Annotated in this window: 18 protein-coding genes; 15 read left to right on the top strand and 3 right to left on the bottom strand. The window is 62.5% G+C overall.

Going from position 1 to position 18,376, the window contains the following annotated elements; all coding sequences use genetic code 11:
* Window positions 1–3: 3 nt before the first annotated feature.
* Genes VGD10_RS12945 through VGD10_RS12910 form a run of 8 tightly spaced genes read left to right on the top strand, consistent with a single transcriptional unit; the run spans window position 4 to window position 7,256 of the window.
* Window positions 4–474 (top strand): A24 family peptidase, encoded by a 471-nt coding sequence (locus tag VGD10_RS12945; RefSeq protein WP_331041235.1) that lies wholly within the window; start codon window positions 4–6, stop codon window positions 472–474.
* 45 nt (window positions 475–519) lie between these two features.
* The gene (gene cpaB, locus VGD10_RS12940) at window positions 520–1,497 is read left to right on the top strand and encodes a Flp pilus assembly protein CpaB (protein WP_331041234.1); all 978 of its coding nucleotides are present in this window, start codon (window positions 520–522) and stop codon (window positions 1,495–1,497) included.
* Window positions 1,494–2,984: a type II and III secretion system protein family protein gene (locus VGD10_RS12935; RefSeq protein ID WP_331041233.1), complete on the top strand. Its 1,491-nt coding sequence runs from the start codon at window positions 1,494–1,496 to the stop codon at window positions 2,982–2,984. The genes cpaB and VGD10_RS12935 overlap by 4 nt, the downstream gene beginning before the upstream one ends.
* 26 nt (window positions 2,985–3,010) lie before the next feature.
* On the top strand, window positions 3,011–3,658 hold the full coding sequence (locus tag VGD10_RS12930) for a CpaD family pilus assembly protein (RefSeq protein WP_331041232.1): 648 nt from the start codon (window positions 3,011–3,013) through the stop codon (window positions 3,656–3,658).
* Window positions 3,658–4,932, top strand: a complete 1,275-nt coding sequence (locus tag VGD10_RS12925; protein ID WP_331041231.1) for a pilus assembly protein CpaE — start codon at window positions 3,658–3,660, stop codon at window positions 4,930–4,932. Before VGD10_RS12930 ends, VGD10_RS12925 begins: the two co-directional genes overlap by 1 nt.
* A 32-nt stretch (window positions 4,933–4,964) precedes the next feature.
* Window positions 4,965–5,942, top strand: coding sequence for a type II secretion system F family protein (locus tag VGD10_RS12920; protein WP_331041230.1), 978 nt, complete (start codon window positions 4,965–4,967; stop codon window positions 5,940–5,942).
* A gap of 21 nt (window positions 5,943–5,963) precedes the next feature.
* Window positions 5,964–6,959, top strand: coding sequence for a type II secretion system F family protein (locus VGD10_RS12915; RefSeq protein WP_331041229.1), 996 nt, complete (start codon window positions 5,964–5,966; stop codon window positions 6,957–6,959).
* A gap of 57 nt (window positions 6,960–7,016) precedes the next feature.
* A complete protein-coding gene (locus tag VGD10_RS12910) occupies window positions 7,017–7,256 on the top strand; it encodes a hypothetical protein (RefSeq protein WP_331041228.1) in 240 nt (79 codons plus the stop codon).
* Here VGD10_RS12910 and ppdK read toward each other — a convergent pair.
* The 3 genes from ppdK to VGD10_RS12895 form a co-directional block, all read right to left on the bottom strand.
* On the bottom strand, window positions 7,234–9,912 hold the full coding sequence (ppdK, locus tag VGD10_RS12905) for a pyruvate, phosphate dikinase (RefSeq protein WP_331041227.1): 2,679 nt from the start codon (window positions 9,910–9,912) through the stop codon (window positions 7,234–7,236). The two genes, VGD10_RS12910 and ppdK, sit on opposite strands and share 23 nt — an antisense overlap.
* Before the next feature lie 127 nt (window positions 9,913–10,039).
* Window positions 10,040–12,247, bottom strand: a complete 2,208-nt coding sequence (gene glyS / locus VGD10_RS12900) for a glycine--tRNA ligase subunit beta (RefSeq protein ID WP_331041226.1) — start codon at window positions 12,245–12,247, stop codon at window positions 10,040–10,042.
* On the bottom strand, window positions 12,247–13,116 hold the full coding sequence (locus VGD10_RS12895; RefSeq protein WP_331041225.1) for a glycine--tRNA ligase subunit alpha: 870 nt from the start codon (window positions 13,114–13,116) through the stop codon (window positions 12,247–12,249). Before VGD10_RS12895 ends, glyS begins: the two co-directional genes overlap by 1 nt.
* A 92-nt stretch (window positions 13,117–13,208) precedes the next feature.
* On the opposite strand from VGD10_RS12895, the gene VGD10_RS12890 reads away from it, so the two are divergent.
* From VGD10_RS12890 to pth, 7 genes are all read left to right on the top strand, one after another.
* Complete coding sequence (locus tag VGD10_RS12890; protein ID WP_331041224.1) at window positions 13,209–14,111, top strand: TraB/GumN family protein; 903 nt, start codon at window positions 13,209–13,211, stop codon at window positions 14,109–14,111.
* Between the two features lie 77 nt (window positions 14,112–14,188).
* Complete coding sequence (locus VGD10_RS12885) at window positions 14,189–15,076, top strand: TraB/GumN family protein (protein WP_331041223.1); 888 nt, start codon at window positions 14,189–14,191, stop codon at window positions 15,074–15,076.
* Between the two features lie 145 nt (window positions 15,077–15,221).
* A complete protein-coding gene (locus VGD10_RS12880; protein ID WP_331041300.1) occupies window positions 15,222–15,437 on the top strand; it encodes a helix-turn-helix transcriptional regulator in 216 nt (71 codons plus the stop codon).
* Window positions 15,421–15,855 carry a hypothetical protein gene (locus tag VGD10_RS12875; RefSeq protein WP_331041222.1) on the top strand — a complete coding sequence of 145 codons (435 nt, stop codon included), beginning with the start codon at window positions 15,421–15,423 and terminating at the stop codon, window positions 15,853–15,855. Before VGD10_RS12880 ends, VGD10_RS12875 begins: the two co-directional genes overlap by 17 nt.
* Before the next feature lie 29 nt (window positions 15,856–15,884).
* On the top strand, window positions 15,885–16,766 hold the full coding sequence (locus tag VGD10_RS12870) for a TraB/GumN family protein (protein WP_331041221.1): 882 nt from the start codon (window positions 15,885–15,887) through the stop codon (window positions 16,764–16,766).
* 227 nt (window positions 16,767–16,993) lie between these two features.
* A complete protein-coding gene (locus VGD10_RS12865; RefSeq protein WP_331041220.1) occupies window positions 16,994–17,692 on the top strand; it encodes a 50S ribosomal protein L25/general stress protein Ctc in 699 nt (232 codons plus the stop codon).
* Window positions 17,693–17,806: 114 nt separating this feature from the next.
* The gene (gene pth / locus VGD10_RS12860; RefSeq protein ID WP_331041299.1) at window positions 17,807–18,376 is read left to right on the top strand and encodes an aminoacyl-tRNA hydrolase; all 570 of its coding nucleotides are present in this window, start codon (window positions 17,807–17,809) and stop codon (window positions 18,374–18,376) included.

Genomic DNA, 18,376 nt, shown 5'->3' with positions numbered 1-18,376 from the left:
ATTATGCAAGGGGATATCTCGACTTTTTTCACCTGCGCGCTTGCCGTCCTGCTGCTGATCGCGGCGATCGGCGACCTGCGCACGCGCGAGATCCCGAACTGGCTGAACGGCGCGATCGCGCTGCTCGCCATTCCCTATTGGGTGACGGCGGGCCTGCCTTTCTGGCCCGACATGCTGATCCAGGTCGGCCTGGCGGGCGCGGTGTTCGTGTTGTTCGCGCTCCTTTTCCATTTCGGCGCCATGGGCGGCGGCGACGTGAAGATGGTCGCGGCACTGGCGCTTTGGCTGCCGTTAATGGCCCTGCTTAACCTGTTGGTAATCATGTCGCTGGCCGGCGGCGTGCTGACGATCGGCATGCTGATCCGTCACCGGCTCCAGAAAAACGAGGCGCAGCTTGAGATTCCGTACGGGGTCGCGATCGCCTTTGCGGGTTTCTGGGTGATTGCCGAACCGTTTCTTAACCAATTTGCGTGATGAATGGCCTGAGATTTCAGGACTCCTGAGGAGGCGACTGGCGCCATGGATATGAAGAAGATTTTGCTGCTGGTAGGCGCGCTGGTGATCGCGGCGGTCACGGCTGTGATGGCCAAGAACATGTTCACCGGAGCTGCCGCCCCGAAGGCCGAAGCTGCCGAAGTCGCAGGCCCCGAAGTGCTGGTCGCCACCCGCGCTCTTGCTGTCGGCACCATCATCGATGCCGAGGCGCTCCGCTACCAGCCCTGGCCGAAAGGCCTGGTGCAGGAAGCCTACTTCATGAAGGGTGAGGCCGGCCTCAGCCCGCAGGACCTCCTCGGCACGGTGGTGCGGACCGAAATCACCGCCGGCCAACCGCTTACTCAAGGCGCGCTCATCAAGCCAGGTGAACGGGGCTTCCTAGCCGCGGCGCTTGGCCCCGGCATGCGTGCCGTCACCGTGCCGGTGAACATCACCAGCTCCGTCGCAGGCTTCGTATTCCCGGGAGATCGGGTCGACATCGTCCTGACCCAGTCCGTTTCTGGTACGGGCGAAGGTCCGCCGCTGAAAGCCTCCGAGACGATCCTTCGCAACCTTCGCGTGCTTGCGACGAACCAGAACATGAAGTCGGTCGACAAGGAGGGTAAGCCGGTGGTCACCAAGATCTCGACCGTCACTCTCGAAGCTACGCCGAAGATTGCGGAAAAGATCGCCGTCGCGCAGACTCTGGGCAAACTCTCCCTGACCCTGCGGGCCCTGGCAGACACGCCTGAGGAACTCGATCAGGCGATCGCGTCCGGTGAAATCAATGTCCCTGACGGGGTTGATCCCGCCAAGGAACGCAAGATGCTCGCGTCACTCGCTGCTAAGCCAATGGACGGCGGCACGACTGTGACGGTGGGAGGCGATGTATCTCGCTACCAGCGCACCACCGTTCCAGTATCGGCCAAGAAAGATCCGAAAGACGGCACCTACAAAGGGCCTCTCGTTGCGATCGCTCGCGGCGAATCCGTTCAAGTCGTTCCTGTTGGAGCAATCAAATGAATATGCGTATCCGCATCAGCCGTACTCTGATCGGCACTGCTCTTTCGGCGCTGGCCGCGGCAGGAACGGCAGTCGCAGTCCCCGCTCCGGTTGCAGCCCAAACAGTCGCTCCGCAGCCTACGAACAGGCTAATTCTAGCGGTGAGCGAAGGGCGTCTCGTTCGGCTCCCGGCTAACATGACTGATCTTTTCGTCGCAAATCCGGGGATTGCCGACGTTCAGGTCCGCTCGGCAAACCAGCTTTACATCTTCGGTAAAAGCGCCGGAGAAACGACGCTCTATGCCACCAATGCTGCCGGCAAGGTGATCTACTCAACCAACATTCGCGTCGGGAACAACATCACCTCGGTGGACGACATGCTGCGCGTGACGATGCCCGAAGCCAAAATTCAGGCGACGACGCTGAACAATACCGTCCTGCTCACTGGCACTGTCGCCACCCCTGCTGATGTCGAGGATGCCGAGCGGCTCGTGCAGGCCTATGTCGGAGAAGGCACGCAGATCATCAGCCGCTTGAAGACCGCAACCCCCCTTCAGGTTATGCTGAAGGTAACGTTCGCTGAGGTAAGCCGCTCGCTGCTGAAGAATGTCGGTGTAAACCTGCAAAGCACGGGCGACTTCGGGAATACTGGCGGCTTCAACTTCGTGCGCGGCCGCGATTTCCTTAATAATAACGGCCAGTATACCTACACGGAGGGCAGCTCAGCTCTGGGTATCTTCGGCACTTTGTTCGGAGCCAACATAGCCAGCGATATCGATCTTAACGAAACCAGCGGCCTATCCAGCATCTTGGCAGAGCCAACCCTCGTCGCGCTTTCCGGGGAAACCGCGAGCTTCTTAGCCGGTGGCGAGTTTCCGATCCCGATCTCTAACGGCATCAACGGGGTTTCCGTAGAGTTTAAATCCTACGGTGTCGGCTTGGCTTTCACACCGACGGTGCTGGAGAATGGCCGCATATCCATGCGCGTACTTCCGGAAGTGTCAGAAATCTCTGCAGAAAATTCCGTAACGTTGAATAGCTTCGAAGTGCCTAGCCTTATCACCCGCCGAACTGAAACCACTGTAGAACTCGGGTCAGGGCAAAGCTTCATGATCAGCGGTTTGCTACGTAATAACTCCAGCAACAGCGTCGAGCGTACGCCATTCCTCGGCAATCTGCCGATTCTAGGCTCGCTATTCCGCTCGAATGGGTTCCGGCGGAATCAGACGGAGCTCGTGATCATTATCACTCCCTATTTGGTGAAGCCGGTCAACGCCTCGCAGGTCGCGTTGCCGACAGACGGTTTCCGAACATCAAGCGATCCCGACCGGCTGCTGCTCGACAAGATGCACGACAGCCGCAGCGGAGAGACGCGCCCGATGCCGCGGATGGCGCCGCCGCAAACGGCCACGCCGACCCTCGCCCCCTCTAGCGCCAGTGTCGCTCCCGCCGCTCCCACCGTGCCGCCGAGCAGCACCGTCGTTGCGAAGCCGGGCTTCGGCTTCTGATGATTGATCGAAAGGATATCTCGCTCATGGCACATCCTATTTTTTCGCTCGCCCTCTTGGGTATCGGCAGTGCTTTGGCTGGATGTGCAGAGCTAACGCCGGAGCTTGCCGCCAAGCATAATCCCGGCGTCTATTCGGTGCATCAGCCGGTAGTGCAGCGGCATGATTATGCGATTGACCTCGCCACCGGAAGCGGCGGGCTTGCCTCAGGGGAGGCAGCGCGGCTGCACAGCTGGTTTCAGTCACTCGGCCTGGGGTATGGCGACCGCGTTACTCTAGATGATGAATCTGGCTACGGCGCCGACGCGCGTGCGGATGTCGCCCGCATCACAGAAAATTATGGCCTTCTCTTGAGCGAAGGAAGCCCGATCACGGCGGGTGCCGTTCAACCCGGCGCAATTCGCGTGATCGTAAGCCGCGCCAGCGCAGCTGTGCCTAGCTGCCCGGACTGGTCATACGCACAATTGTCGGGCGCGCCGGTATCCACCGACTCCAATTACGGCTGCGCCTACAACAAGAACCTCGCGGCCATGGTCGCCGATCCAACTGACCTGGTGCTTGGCCAAGCCGGGTCCGGCACCGATCCCAATGCGGCCGCCAAGCCCGTTCGTGCCCTTCGCAACCGCGCCGGCACGGGAGCCGGCGGTACAGTTGCAGCCCCTGGAGTGAACTAATGAACGCGCCCTTCAAAGCTTCGCTTCGCGATCCCTTCACCGCCTTCGTCTGCGACGAAGCCACAGCGGACCTCATCCGTCCGGTCGCCGTCGAGCACGGGTGGTCACCCGAAAAGGTGAACAAGGGTGGACTCCGTAATGCGGTCCAGTCTCTCTCCGTCTCGGCAAGCCCGAACATCCTGTTCGTCGACCTCTCGGAATCGGGCGATCCGCTCAACGACATCAATGGGCTAGCCGAGGTTTGCGAGCCCGGTACGGTCGTCATCGCGGCGGGACAGGTGAACGACGTCCGGCTCTATCGGGATCTCGTTGCAAGCGGCATTCAGGATTATCTGCTGAAACCCTTTACTCAAGATCAGCTGCGCGAGGCTTTTGCTCATGCCCAGCACACGCTCACGGGCCCCCGCGGCAACGATCCGGTCGCGGACCGTCCGCACCTAACAACGGCTGTGATTGGCGCGCGCGGTGGCGTCGGCGCGTCCACTCTAGCATCTTCCCTTGCCTGGCTAATGGGTGAGAAAGCCGGTCGTTCGACCGCGCTCCTTGACCTTGACGTGCACTTCGGGACTGGAGCACTGTCGCTAGACCTCGAGCCGGGCCGAGGCCTTACCGATGCGATCGAAAACCCCAGCCGCATCGATGGCCTCTTCATCGAACGTGCTATGGTTCGAGCAAACGAGAAGCTGAGCGTTCTGTCCGCTGAGGCGCCAATCAATCAGCCAATGCTGACCGATGGCGCCGCCTTTCACCAGCTTCAGGAAGAGCTTCGAAACGCCTTCGAAGGCATGGTCATTGACCTGCCCAGGCCGATGTTGATCCAGCACCCGCATCTTGTGCAGGACATCCACGTGGCGGTCGTCGTCGTGGAGTTTACCCTCGCGGCCACACGCGACGCGATAAGGATCCTTTCCTGGCTCAAGGCTAATGCACCTCAATGCCGCGTGGTGGTGGTCGCCAACAAGACGCAGGCCGCCGGCGTGCAGGAGGTCAGCAAGAAGGACTTTGAACAGTCGATCGAGCGCAAGGTGGACGTCGTGATCCCGTTCGATCCGAAGACCGCGGCCCTGGCTGCGAAGCTGGGTCAGCCGATGGCAAAGGTGGCGACCACCGGCAAACTCGGTGCTCCGCTCAATCAGCTGATGAACATGGCGGTTTCCGCCGTAGACGCAGCCGGTGAGGCCGAGGGAGGGGCGGCCGCTGGCGGATCGCTGCTCGGCAAGCTCGGACTCAAGTCATTTGTGGCGAAGAAAAAGAAAGAGGCGGAGGCCGCTTAATTGGCGCCAGGCTGAAGCAGAGGCGACGGAAGATGCCGAGTTTTACCATCATTATGATTGCCGGCGCATTGTTCACAATGCTTGGGCTCGTCATCTTCGCCTTTGCCGGGCCATCGGCGGCGAAAGCAAAAGCGCGCCGGCTCGAAGGCCTGCGCGAACGGCACAGTAAATCCTCGGAAGTTGCAGCCCAGGTTCAGATGAAGCGGATCCTCGCGGGCCGCTCCGACACCAAGATGGATGGCATAGCCAAGCGGCTTCTGCCGAACCCTGCCCTTCTTCGTCTCCGCTTGTCCCGTACGGGCCGCTCCTGGACGCTGGGACAGTATTTGATGGCTTGCGGCGGGTTGGCGATCCTCGTCATGACCTTGTTGACGATGAAGGGACTGCCCTTCATCCTAGGGCTCTTCGTTGGTCTCTTTGCCGGTCTCGGTATCCCCCACTTCGTCGTGGGCTTCCTCATCAAACGCCGGATCAACCAGTTCACTTCCAAATTTCCGGATGCCATCGAGCTTATGGTGCGCGGCCTCCGATCAGGCTTACCCATCTCCGAAACGCTCGGCATCGTCGCGAGCGAAGTTCCGGGACCCGTGGGCATCGAGTTCCGCTCCGTGTCAGACAAGATGAAGATCGGACGCACTATGGAGAGTGCGCTCCAGGACACTGCAGACCGGTTAGGTACTCCCGAGTTCCAATTCTTTGTGATCACGCTTGCAATCCAGCGTGAAACGGGCGGCAATCTTGCGGAAACGCTCTCTAATCTTGCGGACGTGCTGCGCAAACGCGCTCAGATGAAGCTGAAGATTCGGGCGATGTCGTCGGAAGCGAAGGCCTCGGCGATGATCCTCGGCATTCTTCCTTTTGCCGTGTTCACCCTGCTCTACTTGATGAACCCGGGATATATGGGCGGCTTCTTTTCCGATCCGCGCCTCATCGTTGCCGGGCTCGGGGGCATCCTGTGGATGAGCATCGGCGTGTTTGTGATGGCCAAGATGGTCAACTTCGAAATCTAGTGGAAAAAGGCGTTTAGTTCGATGGCATCTGCGAGCGGCCCGACACTTCTAGGCATCGACGTGGTCATGGTGGCCACGATGCTTTCTGCCGTCGCGACAATGGCGGTGCTGGTAGCAATTTATGCCGCCACCACCGTTCGTGATCCGATGGCGAAGCGGGTGAAGGCGCTGAATGAGCGGCGCGAGCAGCTTAAAGCGGGCATCATTGCCTCCACTTCAAAGCGGCGGGCGAAGATCACTAACCGTCATGAAGCGACAGATAGAGTCCGGACATTCCTCAGCAAGTTCAAAATGCTGCAGGATGATCAAGTTCAAAAGGCGCAATTAAAGCTGCTCCAGGCTGGATATCGGTCAAAGGATCTCGCCTTTGTCGTTATCTTCGCCCGCTTCATTCTCCCGCTCGTATTTGGCATCATCGCGATCCTTGGCGTGCTGGTCTTCGACTGGTTTCCAGAATGGGGAACTCTCAAGAAGGCGGCATTCGTCGCGGGCAAGATCATCGGCTGGTATAAGGCGCCGGACGTCTTTCTGAAGAACAAGATCACCAAGCGCAGCGCTAAAATCCGCAAGGGGCTTCCCGACGCGCTCGACCTGATGGTGATCTGCGCCGAAGCCGGCCTTACGGTCGACGCGTCCTTCAGCCGCGTGGCGCGCGAACTGGGTAAGGCTTATCCCGAACTCGGCGACGAATTCGCGCTTACCTCGATTGAATTAGGGTTCCTCACCGAACGTAGGTTGGCGTTCGAGAATCTTGCCAAGCGTATCGACCTTGAAGCTGTTCGGGGCGTCGTAACGACCATGATTCAGACGGAGAAATATGGCACGCCGCTCGCGTCGGCCCTTCGGGTGCTGTCGGCCGAGTTCCGGCACGAGCGCATGATGCGGGCAGAGGAGAAAGCGGCGCGGCTTCCCGCCATTATGACGGTACCGCTCATTATGTTCATTCTGCCGGTGCTGTTCATCGTCATCCTTGGCCCGGCGGCGTGCGACATCTCCGATTCCTTCATCAACCGCTAAGGAACCGGCTGCCCCGTCGCCGATTGTAGCGCCGTAACGAATTTACGGAGGATGCAAATGGCCTGGAGCACGACCGAGTGGTTCATCGTCGGATTGGCTTTCCTGATCGGCCTGTGCCTGGGCCTGATGATGTGCAGCGGCCGCAAGTGGAAGCGGCGGTACAAGGATGAGTCGCGGATCCGTGCCGAGCAGGAAAAGCGGCTCACGGAGCTTGAGCGCTCGCACAAGCATCATGAGGCCGAGCTGATCGCCGCCCGCGCCCGGGCCGGCGACGCTACGCCGCCGCCGCGGACCTAGATTTCAGCGCCGCCTGCGCCGCCGCGAGCCGGGCGATCGGCACGCGGTAGGGCGAGGCACTAACGTAATCGAGACCCGTTGCCTCGCAGAAGGCGATGGAGGCCGGATCACCGCCATGCTCGCCGCAAATGCCGAGCTTCAGGCCAGGCGCGGTTCCCCTGCCCCGTTCGGCAGCAAGACCGATGAGCTGACCCACGCCGTCCACGTCGATGCTGACGAACGGGTCGCGGTCGAAGATGCCCTTTTCGACATATTCGGTGAGGAAGCGGCCGGCATCGTCGCGGCTGACGCCGAGGGTCGTCTGCGTCAGATCATTGGTGCCGAAGCTGAAGAATTGCGCTTCCTCGGCAATCTCGCCCGCCATCAAGGCCGCGCGCGGAAGCTCGATCATAGTGCCGACCAGATAGTCGATCCGCCTCCCCTGCTCCTCGAACACCGCCTCGGCGGCCTGATCAATCAGCGCGCGGATCGTCTTCAACTCCGCCTTGGTGGCGACGAGCGGCACCATCACTTCAGGGATCGGCGCTTCGCCACTCTCGTTGGCGACGGCAACCGCAGCCTCGAAGATGGCGCGGGCCTGCATCTCGTAGATTTCAGGATAGGTGATGCCGAGCCGGCAGCCGCGATGGCCGAGCATCGGGTTGAATTCATGCAGCTCGGCGGCGCGGGTGCGGAGCTTCTCGGACGTGGTGCCGGCGGCATAGGCGACCTCAGCAAATTCCTCGTCGCTGTGCGGTAGGAATTCGTGGAGTGGCGGATCGAGCAGGCGGATGGTGACGGGCAGCCCCGCCATGATCCGGAAAATCTCTTCGAAATCGCCACGCTGGGCGGGGAGCAATTTGGCGAGCGCGGCGCGGCGGCCGGCCTCATTGTCGGCAAGGATCATCTGCCGGACGTTGGTGATCCGCTCGGCATCGAAAAACATATGCTCGGTGCGGCAGAGGCCGATGCCCTCGGCGCCGAATTCCCGCGCGGTGCGGCAGTCGAGCGGCGTTTCCGCATTGGTGCGGACGCGGAGGCGGCGGACCTTGTCGGCCCACTCCATCAGCACCGCGAAGTCGCCGACCAGCTCCGGCTGAACGGTCGGCACCGCGCCCAGCATCACCTCGCCGGTCGAGCCGTCGATGGTGATCACATCGCCTTCGCGCACCTCGTGCCCGGCGACCCGCATTATCCTCGCCCGATAGTCGATGGCGATGCTGCCCGCGCCGGAGACGCAGGGGCGGCCCATGCCGCGCGCCACCACCGCTGCGTGGCTGGTCATGCCTCCTCGTGCGGTGAGGATGCCACGCGCCGCGTGCATGCCGTGAATGTCCTCGGGGCTGGTTTCGATGCGGACGAGGATCACGTCCCGGTCCTGGCCCTTCAGCCGCTCGGCCGTGTCGGCGTCGAACACCGCCTGGCCGGAAGCTGCGCCCGGTGACGCCGGCAGGCCCTTGGCAACGACGTTGCGATCGGCATTCGGATCGAGCGTCGGGTGGAGGAGCTGGTCGAGCGCCTGCGGATCGACGCGGAGCACCGCTTCCTCCTCCGTGATCAGCCCTTCCTGCGCCATGTCGACGGCGATCTTCAGAGCCGCCTTGGCGGTGCGCTTGCCGCTGCGGGTCTGGAGCATCCACAGCTTGCCGCGTTCGACGGTGAACTCAATGTCCTGCATGTCGCGATAGTGGCGTTCGAGCAGGTCGAAGACGCGGGCGAGCTCGCCATAGACCTCAGGCATCGCCTCTTCCATCGAGAGCGCCTTCGCCCCCGCCGCCTCGCGCGCGCTCCGCGTGAGATATTGCGGGGTGCGGATGCCCGCGACGACGTCCTCGCCCTGCGCGTTGATCAGATATTCGCCGTAATAAGCGCGGTCGCCCTTGGACGGATCGCGGGTGAAGGCGACACCGGTGGCGGACGTGTCACCCATATTGCCGAACACCATCGCCTGGACGTTGACGGCGGTCCCCCAATCGTGAGGAATGTTGTTCAGGCGGCGATATACCTTGGCGCGTTCCGACTGCCAGGATCCGAATACCGCGCCGATTGCGCCCCATAGCTGTTCATGCACGTCCTGCGGGAAGGGCTTGCCCCAAAGTTCCTCGACCAATTCCCTGTAGCGGCGGGTGAGGCGCTGCCAGTCGTCGGCGTCCAAGTCCGTGTCGAGGTGGACGCCCTTATCCTCCTTCGCGATCTCCAGCGCTTCCTCGAACGCACCGTGATCGAGGCCGAGCACCACGTCCGAATACATCTGGATGAAGCGCCGATAGCTGTCCCAGGCGAAGCGCGGATCGCCGGACGCGGCGGCAAGTCCCTCCACCGTCGCGTCGTTGAGGCCGAGGTTGAGGACGGTGTCCATCATCCCCGGCATCGACACGCGGGCGCCGGAGCGGACGGAGACGAGCAACGGATCGGCCGCATCGCCGAAGCTCTTGCCGGTGATCCGCTCGATATGCTCAATGCCCTCCGCGACTTCGGCGCGAAGGCTGTCGGGGAAGCGCTCGCCCTCCTCATAATAACGGGCACACATCTCTGTGCTGATCGTGAAGCCCGGTGGCACCGGCAGGCCGATCGAGGCCATTTCGGCTAGGTTCGCGCCCTTGCCGCCGAGTAGGTTCTTGTTCCCGGCCTCACCGTCGGAAGCGCCGCCGCCGAAGCGGTAGACGTAGCGCGTCATGCCCGTGCTCCACGTCCGAAATTCACGATGTTCATGGGGTACGCCGCCTTTTCCGTAAACTTCCAGCAGTTATGGAAATGATTTTCCGTAGCTTAGGCCATTTTTGCGCATGCGCGCCCGTGTCGGCTCACCCTTCGATCTTCGAGAAATCCGCAACGCGGTGAACGGCGGCGCGCATGCGGGCGAGAAGGCTAAGGCGCGCAGCGCGTTTGGCCGGATCGGGATCATTCACGGTCACCTTGTCAAAAAATGCATCGACCGGCGCGCGGAGGCTTGCGAGCGCCGCCATTGCAGCGCCGAAATCCTCGGCTTCAACCGCAGCTTTCGCCTTGGGTTCCGCGGCATCGAGCGCCGAAATGAGGTCAGCTTCCTCTTTCTCCGGCATGTAGGAAAGTTCATTCTGCTCCGCCGCGTCCGCGTCCCAATCCTCCTTTTTCAGGATATTGGCCGCGCGCTTGTAGCCGGCGAGGAGATCAGCGCCTTCCCGCGTCTCGACGAAGGCCTGCAGCGCCTTCACCCGAGCGAGCGAGCGGACAAGATCGTCCTCGCCGCCGAGAGCGAACACCGCATCAATCAGATCGTGGCGTACGCCTGCTTCGCGCTGCTGAACTTTGAGGCGGTCGGCGAAGAAGTCCAGGAGATGGTTCAAAGCATCCGCATCCGTTGGAGACGCTTCCCGCAGCCTAAGTTCTCCGAACCTTGCGTCCATCATCCTGACGAACTGATCTGTAGTGGGAGAGACTCCATGCAACTGTTCGAAGCCAAAGAAGATGTCGGTCGCTAATGCCTTCACCTTCGCCTGCGAACCCTGCTGATAATACCGATATCCTGCTGCCAATAACCCGATCGGTAGGCGTAGCCTAAGCTGGTTCTCAAGAATGAGCCGGACAGCTGAAAGCGCTGCCCTACGCAAAGCGAACGGATCCTTAGAACCCGTGGGAGGCATTTGCTCTTTAAAGAACCCAAAGAGCGTATCAAACTTGTCCGCTAGGCTCACCGCCATCGTTACCGGGGCGGTCGGCACCTCGTCCCCCTGTCCTAGCGGCTTATAGTGGTCGCGGACGGCGTCGGCGACGGCGTCGGGCTCGCCTTGAGCGCGCGCGAGATAGCCGCCGATTACGCCTTGAAGCTCGGGGAATTCGCCGACCATGCCGGTGACGAGGTCGGCCTTGGCGAGGCGGGCGGCGCGTTCGGCTTGATCGGCGTCCGCGCCTTTGACGATCCCCTCGTCCACCAGCCAGCGGGCCAGTTTGGCGACGCGTTCCACCTTGTCGGCGACAGTACCGAGCTTTTCGTGGAAGACGATCTGGTCGAGTTTTTTGGCCTGCTCCTCGAGCGGAACCTTGAGGTCCTGTTCCCAGAAGAACTTCGCGTCGGAGAGGCGGGCGGCGAGGACTTTCTCGTTGCCAGCCACGATGGCCGCGCCGCCGTCGGAGGCTTCGATGTTGGCGGTGCAGATGAAGTTCGGCGCCAGATTTCCGTCCGCGTCGGTGCAGGCGAAATATTTCTGGTTGGTGCGCATGGTGAGCTGGATCACCTCGCGCGGGACGTCGAGGAAGCTTCTGTCGAAGCTTCCGAGCAAAGGCACCGGCCATTCGGTGAGGCCGGCATTTTCCGCGAGCAGGCCTTCGTCCTCGACCAACGTCAGCCCGGCGGCCGAAGCGGCCGCTGCCGCGCCTTCTGCGATGATGCGGCGGCGCTCGGCAGGATCGATGATGACGTGGCAGGCGCGGAGCTTTTCCGCATAATCGTTGGCGCTGCCGATGGTGATGATGCCGGGATGGTGGAAGCGGTGGCCGACGGTTGCCGCGCCCGACCGGACGTCGGCGACTTCGAAGTCCACGATCTCCTCGCCGAGCAGCGCGACGATGCCCTGCAGCGGGCGCACCCAGCGGATGCTTTCGGTGGAGACGGAGGCCGCGCCCCAGCGCATCGACTTTGGCCAGGGGAAGGCGCGGATTACGGCAGGAACGGCTTCAGCCAGCACGGAGGCGGTGCTGCGGCCGGGCTTGTCTATGATTGCGAAGAGGACGCCGTCGCGCTCGACCAGCTGCTCGCGCGTGAGGCCGGTCTTGCGGAGGAAGCCTTCGAGCGCCTGCGGCGGCGCCGACGAGCGCGGGCCCTTGACCTCCTCGCTGATCTCTGCGGTTTCGGCCGGAAGATTGCGGGCGATCAGGGCGAGGCGGCGGGGTGTGGAGTAGGTTTCGATCGCCTCCGCCTTTAGACCCGCCTGGCTGAGCTGTTCGGTGAACAGGTGCGCAAGGTCCGTCTCCGCCTTCGCCTGCATGCGGGCTGGGATTTCTTCGGACAGAAGTTCGAGAAGGAAGTCGGCCATTATGCCGCCCACCCGTTCTTTTCCATCCAGGCGGCGCAGGCGCCTTTGGCGAGGTCGCGGACGCGGCCGATATAGGCTTGGCGTTCGGCGACGGAGATGACGCCGCGGGCCTGAAGCGTGTTGAAGATGTGGCTGGCCTTGATCGCTTGGTCGTAGGCGGGAAGCGGGAGCTTGGCGCCAAGGCAATTCTCGCATTCGGCCACGGCCTTGCGGAAGCCTTCGAACAGGGTTTCCGTGTTCGCCGTTTCGAAATGATAGGCGCTGAATTCCACCTCATTCTCGTGGAAGACGTCGCGGTAGGTGACGCCGGTATCGTTGAACTGGAGGTCGAAGACGTTGTCGACGCCCTGGATGTACATAGCGAGGCGTTCGAGGCCGTAGGTGAGTTCGCCCGCGACCGGCTTGCAATCGAAGCCGCCGACCTGCTGGAAATAGGTGAACTGCGTCACCTCCATGCCGTCGCACCAGACTTCCCAGCCGAGGCCCCAGGCGCCGAGCGTGGGGCTTTCCCAATCGTCCTCGACGAAGCGAATATCGTGCTTGGTGAAATCGATGCCGATCGCCGCAAGCGAGCCGAGATAAAGCTGCTGAAGATCGGGCGGGCTCGGCTTCAGGATCACCTGATATTGATAATAATGGCCGAGCCGGTTCGGGTTCTCGCCGTAGCGGCCGTCGGTCGGGCGGCGGCAGGGCTGGACATAGGCCGCCTTCCACGGATTGGGGCCGAGCGCGCGGAGCGTGGTGGCCGGGTGGAAGGTCCCTGCCCCCATTTCGAGGTCATAGGGCTGAAGGATGACGCAGCCCTGGTCGCTCCAATAATCGTGGAGCGTGAGGATCAGCTTCTGGAAAGAGAGAGGTCGGTCGCTCAAGATCGGCCTTCATGCGCGTGCGGGTAAAGGAGAGGTTTCGCTTTGACGGATGGTTTGGGACGGGTCAAGGAAGCGGGCGAAGGAGAGTGCGCGTGATCTGGACCAAGCTTCGAAACGCCGTGGCCGCGGTGGCGGCTCTGGGCGCTGCCGCCTGTACGACCGTGCCGCAGCCGCGGAGTGCGGCGGCGGCGGGAACGGGACCGGCTCTGTGGAAGGTCTCGGACGCGGACACGACAATCTATTTGTTCGGCACGTTCCATATGCTTCCGGAGGGGACGCAGTGGCGGACGCCGGCGCTCGAACAGGCGATCGCGGCTTCGGACGAACTCGTCATCGAGACATTGATCGGCGACCAGATGGCGGCGGCGCGGACGATGGCGCAGATCGGCACTTCGCCGGGGCTGCCGCCCATCCTGGAGCGGGTGCCCGCGGACCGGCGGGACGATCTGGAGTGGGTCATCAAGGCCAGCGGAGCGCCGATGGCGGCATTGGACCGGCTGGAGACTTGGGCGGCGGCGATGGCTTTGTCCGGCGCGACCTTCCGCTCGCTGGGGCTGAACCCGGAACTGGGCGTCGAGAAGGGCTTGGAGGGCACGTACAAGCAGAGGTCGCGGCCGGTGCTTGGCCTCGAGACGGTCGAGGAGCAGCTCGGCTATTTCGACCGGCTGTCGGAGGATGCGCAGCGCAAGTTCCTGATGGGCGTGCTCGACGATCCGGAGGAAGTGCGGCGGCAGTTCGCCGAGATGCTCCGCACCTGGAGCACGGGCGACGTGGAAGGGATCGCGCGGACGTTCGACGCCGACCTCAAGGAATCGCCGGAGCTGCGCGACGCCCTGCTCCTCCGCCGCAACCGTAACTGGGCGGAATGGATCGACGAACGGCTCGACCGGCCGGGCACCACTTTGGTGGCGGTCGGGGCCGGGCATCTGGCCGGAAACGAGTCGGTTCAGCGGATGCTGGAAGGCCGCGGAATCCGAGTCGTCCGGGTGCAGTAAAAAAGCTTCAAAATAGCGCTTCGTCCAACCGGATAGCCGGGTTACGCTCCCCTTGATTCGCCGGGGGGTTGGATCTGATGAAGCTGAAGAAGTTGCTTGCCGCACTGGCTGCGGCGGCCGCCATACCTGTCGCCGCTCCGGCCAATGCGCCGGTCATGGATGCGGACCCTGCCCTGTGGGTGGTGAAGGACGCGGACACGACCATCTATCTGTTCGGGACGATCCACCTGCTCGACGGCCGGCACGACTGGTTCAACGGCGAGGTGAGGAGCGCGTTCGACGCCTCGTCCGAGCTGGTGTTGGAGGCGGATCTGCCTGAAAATCCTGCCGACCTGCGGCCGATCGTGATGAAGTATGCGGTGGACCCGCTCGGGCGGACGCTGTCGAGCAGACTGACGCCCGAGCTTCGGGCGCAGTTCGCGCGGGAGGTAGGGACGATCGGGCTTCCTGCGCGGAACATGGAGCGGCTGGAGCCCTGGTTCGCATCGATGGTGCTGACGGCCTATAGCGGCCAGAAGCTCGGTCTGAAGACTGGGATCGGCACCGAGGCGGTGCTGAAGAGGGCCGCGACTTACGCCCGCAAGAAGGTGAGCGAGCTTGAAGGCGCGGAAGACCAGATCCGCATGATGGACGCGCTTCCGGAGACGAGCCAGCTTGCCTTCATGAAGCAGACTTTGGACGCCAACGTCACTTCGCGCAGCCGCCTGCAGCCGATGATGAACGCCTGGTCGAGCGGCGATGCCGAAGGTTTGGCGCGGCTGGTGAAACAGGGGATCGGCAGCGATCCCGGCCTCTACAAGGCCATCATTTCCGACCGGAATGCGCGCTGGGCCGACTGGGTCGGCGAGCGGCTTCAGACGCCCGGCACCGTGTTCGTTGCGGTGGGCGCCGGGCATCTGGGCGGTACCGACAGTGTCCAGACGATGCTCCGCGCCAGAGGCGTCGGCACGGAGAGAATTGGGTAGGTTCCTCCAAAGCAGCGTCAGCTTAACATGACTTGATGTCATGGAAGCTTGACATACTCGAATCGTGTATGCATATGTAAGGTACACTTGACATGAGGTCAGGTGTTGCTGACAAGGCAGAAAGCAGATGACTGTCGGGGGCTGGGTGCAAAACAGGTTGAAGGTGCTGAGGGCGGAACGCGACTGGAGCCAGGCGGAGCTTGGCGGCCGGCTCGGCGTGTCACGCCAGGCGGTGAATGCGATCGAAACCGGAAAATACGATCCGTCGCTGCCCCTCGCATTCAAGATCGCCCGGCTGTTCGGCCTCAAGATCGAGGATATCTTCAATGATGGCGAAGGCGAGGATGCGCGTCGTGGATGATCTGGGCCGCGGCGCGGGCGAGGAGATGGAGCGGGCGCAAAGGCGCCGACGGGGCGTGATCGTCGGCACCTTATTCGTGCTGGGGACGATCACCGGGGCCTATGGCGGCTGGACGATGGCCGAGACGGATTTCGATCTGTCGCAGCCTTGGTCCCCCACCATCTGCCTGATCCTCGCCGGCATTTATCTGGCGGCGATGCTGTTCGGCAGCATCGCACTCTCGAAGCAGATGGATGAGGTCGAGCGGCAGGTCCACTACAAGGCCGCGGGCGTCGCGGGCGGCACTTATGCCGTCGTCTATCCGACTTGGTTCCTGCTCTGGAAGGGCGGCTTCGTCCCCGAGCCTATCCATTGGGCGCTTTTCATCCTTTTCTGGGTGGCTCTGGCCGCCTCCACTCTCTACTACCGTTTCCGTTAAATCATTAGGGCAAAAGGGGTTTTATGATGATGAAGAAGTTTCTCCTGGGCGCGCTGCTGGCCGCCGTTTCCGCTCCCGCAATGGCGCAGGCGCCGCTTCCCGACGCCGATCCCGCGATGTGGGTGGTGAAGGACGAGGATACGACCGTCTATCTGTTCGGCACCTTCCACCTGCTCGACGGCAAGCAGGACTGGTTCAACGACGAGGTCAAGGCCGCGTTCGACAAGAGCGAGGAAGTGGTTCTGGAAGCGCTGATCCCCGACGATCCGGCCGAGCTTCAGCCGCTGGTCGTCAAATATGCGGTGGACTCCACCGGCAGGACGCTGTCGAGCAAGCTTCCGCCGGACGTGAAGACGAAATTCGACGCGGAGCTGAAAACCGCGGGTATTCCAGGCGAAGCGCTGGACCCGATGGAGCCTTGGTTCGCGGCGATGACCTTGACCAGCGTTGCTGCGATGAAGCTGGGCCTGAAGCCGGAGCATGGCCCGGAGACGATCCTTAAGAAAGCGGCGACTGACAGGAAGCTGGCGCTCGGGGAACTCGAGGGCACGGAATTCCAGCTCTCGTTGTTCGACAAGATGCCGGAGGCGCAGCAGATCAAGTTCCTCGGCCAGACGCTCGACAGCATGTCGAAGATCGACGAGACGCTGACGCCGATGCTCACCGCCTGGGCGAAGGGCGACACGGACGGGCTCGTCAAGATCATGAACGACGGCCTTGCCGAAGATCCGGAGCTTTACGACCTGCTCTTCACCCAACGTAATGCCGAATGGGCGGAGTGGATCGACAACCGGCTCGACAAGCCCGGCACCGTCTTCGTCGCCGTCGGCGCGGGCCACCTCGCGGGCAAGGGCAGCGTTCAGGACATGCTCCAGAAGCGCGGCATCAAGAGCGCGCGCGTTACGCAATAAGCGTCGCCCTCCGCCAAGGGGGCTGAAGCTTGCAAGGAGGGGAAAGCTCCGACCGTACGGGGCTTCTGATACCGATGTGGGAGGTCTTGGCCCCCGGCAAGACCTCCTTGGACACACCCTTGCTCGCACGAGAGCTTTCGTATAGAGGCCGCCCCTTCCCCGTTCATGGTCATCCCTGGAGGCGTGAGCGGCGGATTTTTATCAATCCAAGTTTTGGAGACATGCACATGAGCGAACAGCTTACGCTGTCGGCCGAGACGCGCGAACGGGCAGGCAAGGGAGCCTCCCGTGCAATGCGTCGCGAAGGCCGCGTCCCCGCCGTGATCTACGGCGAAAAGCAGGAACCCCTCGCCATCCACGTCGAGGAAAAGGTCCTCATGAAGATGCTGAACACCGGCCACTTCATGAATTCTGTGATCATGATCGACGTCGGCGGCAAGGCCAACCGCACGCTGCCGAAGGACGTTCAGTTCCACCCGGTGACGGACCGCCCGCTGCATGTCGACTTCCTGCGCATCGGCGAGCATTCGAAGGTGCACGTCAACGTGCCCGTCCGCTTCATCAATGAAGAAGAAGCGCCGGGTATCCGCAAGGGCGGCGTCATCAACGTCGTCCGTCACGAGCTTGAGCTCATTTGCGACGCCGCGGAGATCCCGGACGATATCGTGATCGACCTCGCCGGCCGCGAGATCGGCGATTCCATTCACATTTCGGCGGTCGTACTGCCGAAGGGCAGCGAATCCGCGATCACCGACCGCGACTTCACCATCGCCACGATCGCTCCGCCGACCGTCACCCGCGCGACCGAGGAAGCCGATGCAGCTGCCGATGCGGCCGCTGCCGACGTTCCCGCGGACGAAGTGCCTTCGGAGCAGGGCCCCGGCGGCGAAGAGGATTCGACGCCTCCCGAGACTTCAGAGGGCTAAGACTTCTTGTCCTTCCTGCGCTGGCTCGGCAATTTCTTCGGCGCGAAAGCCGTGGAAGTGCCGGGCCAGCCGCTCGAAGCCGAAGAGGCCGGGAATTGGGGGGATTTCGAGCCCATGCAGATCTGGGTCGGCCTCGGCAATCCGGGCGCGCAATATGCGATGCACCGGCACAATGTCGGCTTCATGGCGGTAGACGCCATTGCCGAAACCCACAATTTCGAGCCACCGAAGAAAGCCTTTCATGGCTGGGCGCAGCAGGGTCGGATCGGCTCCACGCGCATCTTGATCCTGAAGCCAGCGACCTTCATGAACAAGTCCGGCCAGGCGATCGGCGAAGCGATGCGCTTCTTCAAGCGCGGCTTCGGCGACGTCACCGTCTTCCACGACGAGCTCGATCTCGCCCCCTTCAAGGTAAAGGTGAAGACCGGCGGCGGCACCGCCGGACATAACGGCCTTCGATCCACCGAGCAGCATATCGGCAACGAATTCCGCCGCGTCCGGATCGGCATCGGGCACCCCGGCCACAAGGACAAGGTAACCGGCCATGTTCTCGGCAATTACGCGAAGGCGGAAACGGACCGCCTCGCCGACATGCTGGGCGCCATTGCCGCCGAAGCCGAATGGCTCGCCACCGGTGACGACGCCCGCTTTATGAACGAAGTGGCGCTCCGGCTGCAGGATTGA

Source organism: Allosphingosinicella sp. (assembly GCF_036402135.1).
GTDB lineage: Bacteria > Pseudomonadota > Alphaproteobacteria > Sphingomonadales > Sphingomonadaceae > Allosphingosinicella.
The sequence above is the reverse complement of the archived record's forward strand: the minus strand, read 5'-3'. Positions and strand labels throughout refer to the sequence as shown.

Coding starts and splice junctions, on each gene's coding strand:
- VGD10_RS12945 (WP_331041235.1), top strand. CDS start 4: ATGCAAGGGGATATCTCGACTTTTTTCACCTGCGCGCTTGCCGTCCTG.
- VGD10_RS12875 (WP_331041222.1), top strand. CDS start 15,421: ATGCGCGTCGTGGATGATCTGGGCCGCGGCGCGGGCGAGGAGATGGAG.
- VGD10_RS12885 (WP_331041223.1), top strand. CDS start 14,189: ATGAAGCTGAAGAAGTTGCTTGCCGCACTGGCTGCGGCGGCCGCCATA.
- VGD10_RS12870 (WP_331041221.1), top strand. CDS start 15,885: ATGAAGAAGTTTCTCCTGGGCGCGCTGCTGGCCGCCGTTTCCGCTCCC.
- cpaB (WP_331041234.1), top strand. CDS start 520: ATGGATATGAAGAAGATTTTGCTGCTGGTAGGCGCGCTGGTGATCGCG.
- glyS (WP_331041226.1), bottom strand. CDS start 12,247: ATGGCCGACTTCCTTCTCGAACTTCTGTCCGAAGAAATCCCAGCCCGC.
- VGD10_RS12935 (WP_331041233.1), top strand. CDS start 1,494: ATGAATATGCGTATCCGCATCAGCCGTACTCTGATCGGCACTGCTCTT.
- pth (WP_331041299.1), top strand. CDS start 17,807: ATGCAGATCTGGGTCGGCCTCGGCAATCCGGGCGCGCAATATGCGATG.
- VGD10_RS12920 (WP_331041230.1), top strand. CDS start 4,965: ATGCCGAGTTTTACCATCATTATGATTGCCGGCGCATTGTTCACAATG.
- VGD10_RS12910 (WP_331041228.1), top strand. CDS start 7,017: ATGGCCTGGAGCACGACCGAGTGGTTCATCGTCGGATTGGCTTTCCTG.
- VGD10_RS12925 (WP_331041231.1), top strand. CDS start 3,658: ATGAACGCGCCCTTCAAAGCTTCGCTTCGCGATCCCTTCACCGCCTTC.
- VGD10_RS12915 (WP_331041229.1), top strand. CDS start 5,964: ATGGCATCTGCGAGCGGCCCGACACTTCTAGGCATCGACGTGGTCATG.
- VGD10_RS12865 (WP_331041220.1), top strand. CDS start 16,994: ATGAGCGAACAGCTTACGCTGTCGGCCGAGACGCGCGAACGGGCAGGC.
- VGD10_RS12930 (WP_331041232.1), top strand. CDS start 3,011: ATGGCACATCCTATTTTTTCGCTCGCCCTCTTGGGTATCGGCAGTGCT.
- ppdK (WP_331041227.1), bottom strand. CDS start 9,912: ATGACGCGCTACGTCTACCGCTTCGGCGGCGGCGCTTCCGACGGTGAG.